The sequence below is a fragment of the Paenibacillus anaericanus genome (genome assembly GCF_003994475.1).
GTDB classification, from domain to species: Bacteria; Bacillota; Bacilli; order Paenibacillales; family Paenibacillaceae; genus Fontibacillus; species Fontibacillus anaericanus.
The window spans coordinates 151,257-163,410 of sequence record NZ_RZNY01000007.1 but is presented as its reverse complement, the minus strand read 5'-3'; the positions used below and the strand labels follow the sequence as shown (position 1 = coordinate 163,410).

General features: G+C 41.6%; 13 protein-coding genes. 4 read left to right on the top strand and 9 right to left on the bottom strand.

Features of this window, described 5'->3' with window-relative positions:
* Window positions 1-27 precede the first annotated feature (27 nt).
* The 3 genes from EJP82_RS10905 to EJP82_RS10895 all read right to left on the bottom strand — a co-directional run bounded on the left by EJP82_RS10905 (window position 28) and on the right by EJP82_RS10895 (window position 2,347).
* Window positions 28-753: an HAD family hydrolase gene (locus EJP82_RS10905; RefSeq protein WP_127192078.1), complete on the bottom strand. Its 726-nt coding sequence runs from the start codon at window positions 751-753 to the stop codon at window positions 28-30.
* A gap of 125 nt (window positions 754-878) precedes the next feature.
* Complete coding sequence (locus EJP82_RS10900) at window positions 879-1,712, bottom strand: TPM domain-containing protein (RefSeq protein ID WP_127192077.1); 834 nt, start codon at window positions 1,710-1,712, stop codon at window positions 879-881.
* Entirely contained in the window at window positions 1,709-2,347 is a 639-nt protein-coding gene (locus EJP82_RS10895) for a LemA family protein (protein ID WP_127192076.1), read from the bottom strand. The genes EJP82_RS10900 and EJP82_RS10895 overlap by 4 nt, the downstream gene beginning before the upstream one ends.
* Before the next feature lie 394 nt (window positions 2,348-2,741).
* Between EJP82_RS10895 and EJP82_RS10890 the strand changes: the two genes are divergently transcribed.
* Window positions 2,742-2,939, top strand: a complete 198-nt coding sequence (locus tag EJP82_RS10890) for a hypothetical protein (protein WP_127192075.1) — start codon at window positions 2,742-2,744, stop codon at window positions 2,937-2,939.
* Between the two features lie 93 nt (window positions 2,940-3,032).
* Here EJP82_RS10890 and EJP82_RS10885 read toward each other — a convergent pair whose 3' ends face one another.
* The 3 genes from EJP82_RS10885 to EJP82_RS10875 form a co-directional block, all read right to left on the bottom strand.
* Window positions 3,033-3,476 carry a threonine/serine exporter family protein gene (locus EJP82_RS10885; RefSeq protein ID WP_127192074.1) on the bottom strand — a complete coding sequence of 148 codons (444 nt, stop codon included), beginning with the start codon at window positions 3,474-3,476 and terminating at the stop codon, window positions 3,033-3,035.
* Window positions 3,477-3,501: 25 nt separating this feature from the next.
* A complete protein-coding gene (locus EJP82_RS10880; RefSeq protein WP_127192073.1) occupies window positions 3,502-4,260 on the bottom strand; it encodes a threonine/serine exporter family protein in 759 nt (252 codons plus the stop codon).
* 65 nt (window positions 4,261-4,325) lie between these two features.
* Entirely contained in the window at window positions 4,326-4,664 is a 339-nt protein-coding gene (locus EJP82_RS10875; protein WP_127192072.1) for a L,D-transpeptidase, read from the bottom strand.
* A 218-nt stretch (window positions 4,665-4,882) separates the two neighbouring features.
* Here EJP82_RS10875 and EJP82_RS10870 point away from each other — a divergent pair, with 218 nt between their 5' ends.
* Window positions 4,883-5,956, top strand: a complete 1,074-nt coding sequence (locus tag EJP82_RS10870; RefSeq protein WP_127192071.1) for a GGDEF domain-containing protein — start codon at window positions 4,883-4,885, stop codon at window positions 5,954-5,956.
* A gap of 185 nt (window positions 5,957-6,141) precedes the next feature.
* Window positions 6,142-8,124 (top strand): methyl-accepting chemotaxis protein, encoded by a 1,983-nt coding sequence (locus EJP82_RS10865; RefSeq protein WP_127192070.1) that lies wholly within the window; start codon window positions 6,142-6,144, stop codon window positions 8,122-8,124.
* Between the two features lie 82 nt (window positions 8,125-8,206).
* Here the strand turns inward: EJP82_RS10865 and EJP82_RS10860 are convergent, their stop codons facing one another.
* Window positions 8,207-8,521: a hypothetical protein gene (locus tag EJP82_RS10860; protein WP_127192069.1), complete on the bottom strand. Its 315-nt coding sequence runs from the start codon at window positions 8,519-8,521 to the stop codon at window positions 8,207-8,209.
* Between the two features lie 368 nt (window positions 8,522-8,889).
* Here EJP82_RS10860 and EJP82_RS10855 point away from each other — a divergent pair, with 368 nt between their 5' ends.
* Entirely contained in the window at window positions 8,890-10,785 is a 1,896-nt protein-coding gene (locus EJP82_RS10855; RefSeq protein ID WP_127192068.1) for a sensor histidine kinase, read from the top strand.
* 54 nt (window positions 10,786-10,839) lie between these two features.
* On the opposite strand, the gene EJP82_RS10850 is transcribed toward EJP82_RS10855, so the two are convergent.
* Both EJP82_RS10850 and EJP82_RS10845 read right to left on the bottom strand, forming a co-directional pair.
* On the bottom strand, window positions 10,840-11,085 hold the full coding sequence (locus tag EJP82_RS10850; RefSeq protein WP_127192067.1) for an NHLP leader peptide family RiPP precursor: 246 nt from the start codon (window positions 11,083-11,085) through the stop codon (window positions 10,840-10,842).
* A 77-nt stretch (window positions 11,086-11,162) separates the two neighbouring features.
* Window positions 11,163-12,104 carry a hypothetical protein gene (locus EJP82_RS10845; RefSeq protein WP_127192066.1) on the bottom strand — a complete coding sequence of 314 codons (942 nt, stop codon included), beginning with the start codon at window positions 12,102-12,104 and terminating at the stop codon, window positions 11,163-11,165.
* Window positions 12,105-12,154: the final 50 nt, after the last annotated feature.

Here is a 12,154-nt window from a genome sequence, read left to right as displayed (position 1 = left end):
TACTTTTGAGCTACCCTGTTTTTGATTTTATTTGTCACCCAGTAAATACGCTGTCAAATCAGTATAACTCTTAGCAAGTTGATGGGGACGATGTGCCGACTCTGGCTCTACACCACGGTGATTGAACCAGATCACGTTCCAGCCGGCAGATGAAGCACCCACTACGTCATTACGCCAGGAATCCCCGATATAATAGCAATTCTCAGGTGAGAGTTCAAATTTATCGGTCACATGCTCGAACAGCTTGCGATCAGGCTTAGTGATGCCGACAGCACCCGAGATGAAGAAAAGTTCGCTTGGAATGAACTCTTCCAGATTTAGAGCCTGGATTTTGTTCATTTGGTGTTCTGGCGGACCATTCGTAATAACCCCAACGAGGTAACCATGGGCTTGTAACTTCTGTATCAGTTCCCGCGCGCCCTCAAACATTTCAATTTGAAATTGTTTGTTGAGATACTGAGCCTGTACCGCAGCGGCTTGCTCTGTAGTTAGGATAATATCGAATTCGGCTAGAGCAAGTTGGAATCGGCTGGTACGCATTTCTTCGAGATCATGACCCTGTGTCGGGGTCCCTCCACGCTCTGCAGATAATTTATCACTGAAATAGCGCAAACGATGATATGCGGGTTCATAAGGGAAGTCTATCCCTGTCGATAGTACGCTTTGCAGCGCGAGGCGAAAAGGAATCAAGTGATCATAAAGAGTGTCATCTAAGTCAAAAAAAACAGCTTTCTGTGGTGTGTAATCGTTCATGTTGTACGGTTCTCTCCCTCCGGCGGAACTAGGTTAGTCTGGAATCCGCTTTATATACTAGGGATTATTATACCGGGAGTAGCTGTTTTTCGACAGGATTACTATAAAAGTTAGTTCTATTATGATTAAAACCTGCGACTTGCACCGCCGCCCCCAGAGGAACCACCGCCACCTCCGCGAAAACCACCGCCTCCTCCAAATCCACCGCCACCGCCTCCACGCCCGCCGCGACTAAGCATAGAAAGAAGGAAGAAGGTCAGAGTACCGCGGAAGAAAATGAAATCAATTGCGAGTAAGACAACAATAAGGATGATCCAGCCGAGTGGCAGATCGCCACTAGCACTCTCTGTGGCACTTGGAACAACTATATTTTGCGGTGTTAACTGGTCTTCTACACCGTATTCTTTGGCCACTTCGTTATATAACATCTTATAGGTTTCAACAATAGCCTCCCCAGGCTGATTATTGACTAAATAGGGGATGGTTACTTGATCTAGAATCCGACCCACCTTGCCATCTGGCAAAGCCCCCTCAAGTCCATACCCAACTTCAATACGAAGTGGTCTGTTACCTGGTTCCCCATCTTCCATCGATAACAGAAGTAACACACCATTGTTTAGTTTTTTGTCACCAAGTCCATATTGTCTAAGCGCTTGTAGAGCATAATCCTCTACCGTATATCCACCAAGTGAAGGTACCGTTAATACTCCGATTTGTGCTTTTGTACGATCCTCAAGTGCTCGACCCAGACTGTTCAACTCGTTGGTTTGCTCACTTGTCAGCAGGTTCTCGAAATCCTGAACGTAGATATCACCACGCGGTTCAGGGATGGATGGAGCTGCCATAGCAATCGGTGCGAGCGATATGAGCAGGACGGACATTAAGATGAATACCCGGAGACACCACCCATGACGCTGGGCGATGCCCCGAGTAATGAAGGGGAGTCTCAGGTGCTTCATGCCCCAGCTCTCGCTATATCTACACTTTTGTTATCGAAGCGTAGAGATGTATTCTCTGTTCCGAAATCAACTTCAGGATTATTTCTTGATTCTGCTGTCGTTTCGAAGTAATCCTTCTTCTCGAATCCGAGCATTCCAGCCACTAAGTTACCAGGGAAACGCTTGATCAATTTGTTGTAATCCGCTACTACATTGTTGTAGTCCGCGCGTGCCACAGCGATCCGATTCTCTGTACCCGAAAGTTCATCCATTAATTGCGTAAACTGAGCATCTGCCTTCAGGTTCGGATAATTCTCCACGACGACAAGGAGACGACTCAAAGCACCAGATAACTGTTCATCTGCTTGCGCAACTTCACTTGGTGTACGTGCTCCACCCAGAGCTGCACGTGCATCAGACACAGATTTGATGACATCTTTTTCGTGAGCCGCATATCCCTTTACTGTATTTACGAGGTTTGGGATCAGGTCAAATCTACGCTGCAATTGGACCTCTATCTTACTCCACTCTTGATTCACAGTTTCTTCAGCCGTAACGTATTTGTTATAGTTACCTGCAAACACGGCAATGAGAACGACGATGACTGCCACGACAATGATCAGTGGTAAGAGGCAGCCTTTTCCTTTGAAATTCATACATAACTTCCTCCCTATGAAATGATTATGAAGCTTGTTCTGTTTAATCCTAGTCACGATCTCTTAGTATTATTCCCGTAATCGGAAACTAAACTCAGATGATGTGAACAGCTTAAAACTTAATAAACGATACGGTATAGGTAGCCAAAAGGTTTCATTATTCTTAATAAAGACGAGTGAAATAAGGTCAAGTTGTTAAATATGTGAAAATAAGTAAGGTGGGATGATTTGGGAGGATCCAAGAGGATGTTTATGAATCCCTCTGGTCAGATCCTCTGACATGGAGTGACCCCTGCTCAGCTAGCTATAAGAGCCTTGAGCACGTTTTCCCTTAGAGTGTAAAGACTCTATACTTATATATGTATTACAAAAAAGTAAAGAGGAGTTGGCTTGCTTGGCTTATGATGATGTGTTGGTACGTCGGAGTGAAATGTTGAAACGACGGATTGGTGTGATGATCACCAGGGAAAACCAATATGGATTGGGAAATCAAGACGGCCATTTTCTTCGAAGAATGGTGAGAGAACTTTTTCAGACGGAATTTGAGTTGAAGGCGAAGTCAGGGTCTACACTTGAAAATCATAATCGTTAACGAATGAAGGGAGATAGCCTGCGCTGAGCAGGTTATCTCCCTTTTCTTTGGACGAAATAGACAGTTAGGTAGGTATGTAAAATAATCGAAGTGTTATACGCGAGGGCGTTTAACTAATAGCTTCGTGATCATTTGATTGAGCACCTCGGACAATACAAGACCGATAGCTATCGATCCCGAGATAAGAAAGGCTTCCGCCGCAAGTTGGACAGCTATATTATATTCATTCTCCACGAACTTCCGCATGGCGTCGTAAGCAAGGCCACCTGGTACTAGCGGAATAATGCCTGCAACGCTGAAAATGATGACGGGCTTCTTACAGGTACGTGCGAATAACTGGCTGATGACACCGACGATAAAAGTGGCAATGACTGTGGAGAATAGTGGATCTAGGTAGAATCCAACAAGCGTGTAAGTCATCCAACCCAACATGCCGGATAATCCACATTTCAATAAGGTCCGCTTGGGCGTGTTAAACAAGATGCCAAAAGCGGCAGATGCAATAAAACTTGTAATTAGCTGAATCATTAATGCCATATTGATCGAGAACCGTCCTTCCACCTCAAAAAAATGTGAACATCACCGCAATACCTGCTCCGATAGCGAAAGCGGTGAGAAAAGCTTCGGCTCCACGGGACAATCCGGATACTAGATGTCCGGCCATAAGATCTCTAACTGCGTTCGTAATGACGAGCCCAGGAACAAGTGGCATAACGGAGCCAATGATTATCTTGTCCAACGAGACTCCAATTCCGAGAGTCACTAGTAACATGGCTAATAAACCCACTAATAATGACGCTGTAAACTCAGCGAAAAATTTAACCTTCACGAGGCGGTGGAGAAGAATGAACGCCGAGAAAGCAAGACCACCACATAGTACTCCGGGAATAAAGTCAGATAATTCTCCTTTGAACATTAATGTGAAGCAGCCAGTTGAGATTGCGGCAGCCGCAATCTGCAAGAAGACGGGGTAAGCGTGCTTGGACAAGTCGATCTCTACAAGTAGTCCATGAGCCGCCTGGGTTGTAATGGTTCCACTACTTAGTTTGCGGGAGATATCGTTAACTGCAGCCACTTTCTGCAAATCGATCGTTCGTTCAGCAATCCGAATCAGCTGAGCTGAACCCGTATCCCCAGCTTGAAACATAATCACGGTAGGTGTCACAGAACTATGTGAAGAGACAAGGCCCATGGCAGTTGCCATCCGGGACATCGTATCTTCAACTCGGTAAGTTTCCGCTCCACTTTGTAGCATGATTTTACCCGCCAGGAGACATAACCTGACGGGTTCTTGTCCTGTGCCTAGGGCACCGTTGTCCATCGTTGTTCACCCTTTTCCATATTCTTCTGTCATTATATCATGAGGACTATAGAAAGGAGAATCCATCAAGGACGGATTGTTACCCTAGTTCCGATGGGAACAAGCGCTGCGAGTGTTAGCACATCTTCATTGTGCATTCGGATGCAGCCGTGGGATACTTCTTTACCTATCGAGGAAGGATCATTGGTACCATGGATACCATAATGAGGTTTGGAAAGACCCATCCAAAATGCGCCGAATGGGCCACCAGGATTAGGTTGCTTATTAATGATTGCATAGTCTCCAGCGGGTGTCTGAGTTAACATTTTACCAATTCCGACCGGGAATGCCCTGACGACTATATTATCGTCAAGTAAGTACAACTGTCGATCTGATAAATCAACAATAATCCTATAGTTTGGAATTGTAATCTCCTCCTGGATGATGTTATAGCTACAATATGTATATTCAGTGGAGTAGCCCTGCGCGACTCAAATGTAAGGCAGAACATTTTATGTAGAATCATGGGAGATGCATTAATTGTGTGATATGCTTGTACATAGTTAATTCTATCTATATCCCCCTGATTTGCAGGTTAGATTTATAAATCGACCTGAAATAACTAGCTGAGAGGTATATCATAATGTTTGAGGGTTTAGTTAATAATTTCACTATTCTTACGACATTTCTATTCTTTGGAAATATGGTAAGAAGCAAATATCTGACTGAGAATCGTATGAAAAGAAAATCTAACCACATTATTCCTGGTATTGTGTTAGGTTTATTTGGCGTAGTTCTGATGTACTTTTCCTTTCCCATTAGCAATACGGTATTTGCTGACTTCCGTCAGTTACCTATTTTGATTTCCGTTTACCTTGGAGGTGGTACTGCTGGGGTGGCAACCGCGATTATCATCTCCATTTATCGGCTGTTTTTTCTTAGCGGAATCAATATGTCTTCCGAACTTGCTGCAATCAATGCATTTGTGACTTTAGGGATTGCCATGATATTGATACGCGGAAGGAAGCTGTCTTTCAAGAGATGGGGCTGGTCATTGGTACTAACCATGATGACTGCAAGTACAATATTTGCGATCACCATACAAGAGGATAAGTGGTTTTCGATAGCGTTATTTAGTGTCGTATACATTTTGGGTGGTGTGTTCACATATTATATGCTGCAATATTTGAAGCGATCTGATGATATGTTGAGATTGATGAGTGAAGCAGCAAACCGAGACTTTCTGACGGGACTGTTCAATTCAAGAGCATTTGAAGCATTTATGGAACAGAAGTCGATAGTAACCCTCCATTCGAATACACCATTTACGCTCCTGATGGTGGATATTGACCATTTCAAATGTGTGAACGATACATATGGACATCCAGCTGGTGATGTAGTACTGGCTGATTTAGCGGAAGTGCTTAGGGATTCTTTCCGGCCGAATGATCATATCGCACGTAAAGGTGGAGAAGAGTTCGTTGTTGTTGTAGATCGATGTAATCACGAACAAATCACGATGATCGCTGAGAGATTACGCCGTAATGTGGAGGATCACGTATTCCGACTACCAGACGGAACAGATTTGCATATTACGATTTCAGTGGGTTGTGCAACTTATCCTGACGTTATGCTAGAACAGCTACTTGAGAAGGCAGATCAAGCATTGTATCAAGCCAAGGAGTCTGGAAGGAATCGTGTTTGTATTTGTGCATAAAGTCCTTTCAAAGAACAAGTTGAGGAGAAATCCTCAGCTTTTTTTATTTTTTATGGAACAATAGAGTGTTTGTAGGACTCGATTTATGTAAATTACATGAAATGTTACTATAAGGATCAAATTCCATAACCGATATATAAAGTATATATTTTTGCTGATATACTGTAGATTCGAGGAGTGAACGTATGAGAAAAAAAACAATAAGCTCAATTAGAACCCGGATGATCGCTTCATATTTGATCGTACTGTTGGTTCCTAGTATCATTATCGCTTCAATTACCTATTCGGTGGCAAGTAACCGCGTTGAGGATGAATTGATGGCTAGTGCACTGGAAAGTGTAGATTCTGCCGATGCGATCATTACACAAGCTATCGAGAATAAATTATTAGATATTTCTTATTATGCAAAGTTATTTACTTCAGAAGCTGTCGATAAAGAGGTAGCTGAAAACGGGCGAGAGATAAAGGATAAGTTTAAGGAATATAAGGCTGTTCATAGTGATGTTCTTGATATGTATATCGGAACCAGCAATGGGAAAATCGTGCGTTCTCTAGATGATGCTCTGGCTTCTGATTATGATCCACGAAAGAGAGATTGGTATACGCTGGCCTTTAAGCAAGGGACAACCCCGATTGTTTCTCCGTCGTTTCTTTCGGTCGATGGAAATATGGCTGTCTCCATCTCACAAGTTCTTCCGGATGGCAATGGGGTCATTTCACTTAACTTGGATCTAGCAGCTCTGACGAAAATGACAAACATGAAGGTTGGACAAGATGGATATATTACAATCTTAGATGATAGTAAAAAATTCTTGGTTAATCCTAGTGGTAACATAGGTGAGGAATCTACAGACAATTTCGTCCAAGAGATGTTCGCGAGTGATCTTGGAGAACTCAATTATACTTATCAAGGTAACAATTATAAGATGGCATTCATGAAGAATGAGGTAACTAATTGGAGAATTGGCGGTAGTTTAAATCAAGATGAAGTGCTAAGCAAGACCGTTGGTATCAGAAATACGGCGATTATTGTCGTCGTTATCTCCATATTGGCAGCAGGGATATTGATCTTCTTTAATGTCCGGTCTGTAACCGTACCACTTCGAAGATTGAAAGATGCAACAGCCGTTTTAAGTGAGGGAGACTTAACCAAACGGTTAGATAACTTCCGACAAGACGAGATTGGTGATTTAGCGAATAACTTTCAACTCATGGTCGATAATTTACGTAATATGGTTGGAAGTGTCCGAGAGATGACGGATAATGTATCTTCTTCAGCGGAGGAGCTCTCGGCGGGGGCGGAACAAACGACGAAGGCGATAGAGCATGTAACTGTAGCTATACAGGAAGTAGCAACGGGGAGCGAGCAACAACTGCAAAGCGTTGAGGGAGGCATGAAGACCATTGATTCTATGACCCGCAAGGTCGAGAATATCTCCGGTCATATGTTTGAGGTAACAAAGACGATGTCACAGACGACAGATGCTGCTGATCATGGTATTGCAGCGGTTGCAAGTACAGAGGAGAAAATTCGAAGTGTTAACCAGACAGTTGAAGAACTTGCATCTGTAATCCTGTCGTTGAATCGGCGTGCCGAACATATTGATGGAATTGTTAGTGTCATGGCAGGTATTTCGCAACAGACCAATTTGTTGGCATTAAACGCCTCAATTGAAGCAGCGAGAGCTGGGGAACAGGGTAGAGGATTTGCTGTTGTTGCCTCTGAAGTCCGTAAGCTTGCTGAAGGATCAGCTCAGTCGGCAAATCAGATCAAGGAATTGATCGGACATATTCAGACAGAGATGAAGCAGGCTGTAGACACGATGGAAGATGTAAAAGACAAAGTTACGCAGGGCATAGAAGCAGTGGATACTTCAGGAAGCTCCTTTAAACTTATATCTGAATCCGTGGTCGGTGCTGCCAAGGTGATACAATCGGCGTCGGATGCAATGCATGATGTGACAAATGAAGCTAGTACTGTAACCCAGGCAATCCATCACATTCGTAGTCTCTCGCAAGAGGCGGCAAGTTCAACGGAGACCATATCTGCGGCGGCTGAGGAACAACTAGCGTCTGTAGAAGAAATCGCTTCCTCATCAACGGACCTTAGTAGTCTGGCAGAGCAATTACAACAATTGGTGGGACGCTTCAAAATATATAAAGACTAAATAAAATCTTATTCTAACACTAGAGAACCCTGGCAGATTTGTTAACTTTGCCAGGGTTCTCTTTATGTTTATACATGATGCTTTAACTATTCGTATCGTCACCACTATAACCGTTCAGCAAATCTGTGCCATGTAAAGCTTCTGTATCGGGAGCTGCTGGGTCAATTGGGGTATTCATCTCAATCTCATCTGCATCAGGTACATCTTGAAGTTCTTCCCATTGATTATTATCACTAGAAGCGATATGGGTGGGTCCGCTCTCCTCGCTAATACCTTGAGTAATTCGGGTGTCATGTGGTAACAGATCGGCGTCTGGAATGTCATTCTCAGGACGATATCCCTTCAATATTTCGTATCGCTCATATTCATAGTCAGCAGCTGTCTTGAACTCATCCATTATGGTTTCTGTCCTCCTGTGTCGGAATTAGGCATATACTTCAAATGTTCCTATTTGGAGTTTACCCCAAAAGCCGCAGTTCAATCGACGCACTTGATAAGGTACAAAAATTGTAAATACATAGGGTTGATTTAAAAGATATGATCCTATAATCATGACTTTTTATTGTGAATTAAGTTGCATATATGTATAAAGGACTAAGACTGTAAAACTATGGATAGCGTTAGTGAGTTAATAACGGTAAAATAACGATGTTACATATTATGATAGAATAATATAATTGCCAAATTATTGAAATGTTATTATATAATTGTATTGTCGTGATGGAGTAGCTGTCATTTTGTTATTTTATTAGCAGGGGTGCTGTAATGAAAGTCATTTATAAAGGCATGGTTATCCTCGTTGCATTGTTCATAATTGTATTCTCTGCGGTTTTTTTTGAGGGTTATCACAATGAGAACTCAGATGACATAACCATTGATCACTGGAAATATACTTGGACGAATCAGCTGGATTTTCAATCTAACAAAGAGCAGTTAATTAGCTCTGATGGTTGGATTGATGGGGGGACGAGTTCAACGATTTCTGAAAGAACATCAAAATCAAATTCACAATGGATAAAGTTCCAACTACCTCTGCTAAAGGATAATTCTTCAGCTATTTTATTTGATAAGATTTATGGTAAACGCATTATTGTTAACCTAGAGGGGACTAATGTTTATGAATCTAATCGAAAATACAATTACGAAATAAATAGTATTCTTATTCCTTTAAGTCCAAAGGACTCCAATAAAACAATATATATTGGTATAGCCTCTGAGAGAAGAATCGGAATTCCTGATAAGATTAGGATAGGAGAGTACCAGGAATTAAATAAAGGGTTTGTTAGAGGGAATATATCCGATTTTATCTTAGGTAGCGCACTTGCATTTATTGCTTTAATTATGATCGTTTGTTCCTTATTTTTAAAATACGAAAATATAGCGATATGGTTATCTTTATTTACTGTTATTTTGTCAAGCGGTGTTATTGTCTTAACCTATTCTTCATTCTCATATTGGCTTTTTGAAGATTACGGGAAATTAATCGTTACGTTATTCGATTTGTCGTTGTTTATTCTACTTCCGGCTTTTACCTTGTTTTTCGAAAAAACTTTTGGGGCAGGTTATTATTCCTTAATTCAGAGATGTCGCAAGTTTCAGGTTGCATACTCTATTTTTTGTGTTTCCTTATTGCTCATAAATGAATTGTCTTCTAATAAATTGTTTGATCTTTATAGTATGGCCTCTGCAAAAGTACTCGGTTATCTCATGATTATTCAATTTGTTCTACTTGTGACTACCTCAATCATTTACGGGATTAAGGGAAATAAGGATGCCATCATTTTTTCTATTGGGTTTATGATTTTTGCATTCCTTGGTGTTGGAGAACTTGTATGGTTCTATACACAAGCTGCCTATTACGATTTGTTCTTATGGAAATGGGGAGTTGTAAGTTTTCTTACGTCTTTAATCATCATTTTAGGTAGAAAATTTTCTGAAAATCACGAACGTGTTGTGGAGTATTCAAAACAATTGGAAGTATTTAATAATGAGCTTCAACGTTCGGAGAAGATGGAAATCATTAGTGAATTAGCGGCTTCCGTTGCACATGAGGTGAGAAATCCGCTACAGGTAACCCGTGGATTCATACAGCTTATTGCGGAGAAGCAAGAAAGATCGGATAAAGTTTATTTGAATATGGCCTTAGAAGAGTTGGACCGAGCTTCTGGTATTATCACGGACTTCCTCACCTTTGCCAAACCAGAAGTTGGGAATGTAACAACCTTGGATATATTGGAGGAATTTATCCATATCGAGGGTATTCTCGTGCCAATGGCTAACTTGCAGGGTGGTAAGATAACAGCCGATATCCCAAATGAACTTTATATTGTTGGAAACTCTTCTAAATTTAAGCAAGCTTTTGTTAACATCATCAAGAATAGTATTGAAGCACTTAGTGATGAAGGAGATATTCATCTTTGGGCATACGAAGAGAAGGAGCAAGTTTGTATTCATATTAAGGATAACGGTGAAGGAATGGATGAGGAGGTACTAGCACGTCTGGGAGAGCCCTACTTTTCCAATAAAACAAAAGGGACTGGGCTAGGTCTTATGGTAACTTTTCGAATTATCGAGGTTATGAATGGGAAAATTACATTTAGAAGTGAAAAAGGGATAGGTACAGAAGTCAGCATCCGGTTCCCAGCAGTAAAAAAATCCTGAAGGAATTTCCGAGATAAGACTTCTATAGCTATCCCTAAGCAAATTACTTGGTAGTTACATACCCCATACTGCTTTTGGTTGCACATCGGCTGCAATGACGCCCGATGGATTCGGTGGAAGGACAAGATAGAATTCGTTTGGATTCTCTTCTACCGCTTTAATTTCGATATGGTCCGGGAGAAGTACGCCCAGTGCCTCCTGGATTGCTGCCTTTGGATCGGATAACAGTTTTGCTTTGAAGCTGGGATCTTGCCAAGCTTTCTGAATAACTTGCGTTTGAAGGGAAGCTCCTGATGTCATAAAATCACCCTTTCTTATTAAAATGGTTGTATTTACCTCTTCAATATACCACGAAAAATGACATAAATCTAGAAAATTTAGGAGTTTTTAGATAACCAATACGCTAACCCTCCTTGTTGCAACAAATTTCTCTCTTTCTCTATGTGATTAGCACCCTCATGAATATTTTGGCACAGATAGGCATGGAATTCGTAAAGACGCGGAGCATAGGGCTCTATAATCCTAAGGGATTCATGATGAGTTTCCGCTCGTTGCGCATAATGAGATAGAAGAACTGAGGCATATAGTGCTTGTGTAATTTCCTCATGCGTAGGTCTGCGAGCCTTATGAATTTGTAGATTAGACTGAACCATGGAGATCAGACAATTGTAACTTCCCTCCTGCAAATCTTTCTCCCAATCTTTCCAATCATCCAGCATTTGAAGAGTTATTAATACCGTATCAACTGCATCTTCAAAGAGAGGGATGAGCTCCTCTTGATTATCATGTTCTATCAGCAACAGTGAACTGACAATAGATAATTTCACAGGGGATGCTTTGTGGGCAATTGCTGAAGGAGCCTCCTGAAAGTAATCTCGATGTTGCTCATGGGTCACAGCTTCCGCCCATTCTGTAACGTATTTCTTATAATAGCTCCAGAACGGGGAGTCTGACGGAAAATAGTTACTATAAATTTGGGTGAATTCGAAGTGGATCAAGTTGGCAAGTGGGAGTTGGTGAGCAGATTTTGCCTCAGGTTCGTCCATCAATTCATCAATGAGATGGTAGTACATCATTCCGAATATATTTGCTACTGCGAAATTTCGACAGTCATTGATGCTGACACCTGAATTATCTTGTAACCAGAACGGCAGCAAGTAACATATGTAATTTTTAGAACTATCTGCTTTTAGTACATGAAACTTATCGAGGTAAGCTAGAGCAGGTTGGCTAAACGTGGTAGGCAGTCCCGATAATATGTGCTCAGCTTTCGTGAATGCTTGTCCTAGATCTCCTTCATAGCTCGAGAGCCATTGCATAGTAAATATCTCCTGTCTAATAAAGTTTATCCTAATCTGTATATTATAGA

Excerpts from the sequence above, each read along its gene's own strand:
- EJP82_RS10850 (WP_127192067.1), bottom strand. The coding sequence starts at position 11,085 with ATGACATCAGGAGCTTCCCTTCAAACGCAAGTTATTCAGAAAGCTTGG.
- EJP82_RS10895 (WP_127192076.1), bottom strand. The coding sequence starts at position 2,347 with ATGAATTTCAAAGGAAAAGGCTGCCTCTTACCACTGATCATTGTCGTG.
- EJP82_RS10880 (WP_127192073.1), bottom strand. The coding sequence starts at position 4,260 with ATGGACAACGGTGCCCTAGGCACAGGACAAGAACCCGTCAGGTTATGT.
- EJP82_RS10870 (WP_127192071.1), top strand. The coding sequence starts at position 4,883 with ATGTTTGAGGGTTTAGTTAATAATTTCACTATTCTTACGACATTTCTA.
- EJP82_RS10905 (WP_127192078.1), bottom strand. The coding sequence starts at position 753 with ATGAACGATTACACACCACAGAAAGCTGTTTTTTTTGACTTAGATGAC.
- EJP82_RS10900 (WP_127192077.1), bottom strand. The coding sequence starts at position 1,712 with ATGAAGCACCTGAGACTCCCCTTCATTACTCGGGGCATCGCCCAGCGT.
- EJP82_RS10845 (WP_127192066.1), bottom strand. The coding sequence starts at position 12,104 with ATGCAATGGCTCTCGAGCTATGAAGGAGATCTAGGACAAGCATTCACG.
- EJP82_RS10865 (WP_127192070.1), top strand. The coding sequence starts at position 6,142 with ATGAGAAAAAAAACAATAAGCTCAATTAGAACCCGGATGATCGCTTCA.
- EJP82_RS10855 (WP_127192068.1), top strand. The coding sequence starts at position 8,890 with ATGAAAGTCATTTATAAAGGCATGGTTATCCTCGTTGCATTGTTCATA.
- EJP82_RS10885 (WP_127192074.1), bottom strand. The coding sequence starts at position 3,476 with ATGGCATTAATGATTCAGCTAATTACAAGTTTTATTGCATCTGCCGCT.
- EJP82_RS10860 (WP_127192069.1), bottom strand. The coding sequence starts at position 8,521 with ATGGATGAGTTCAAGACAGCTGCTGACTATGAATATGAGCGATACGAA.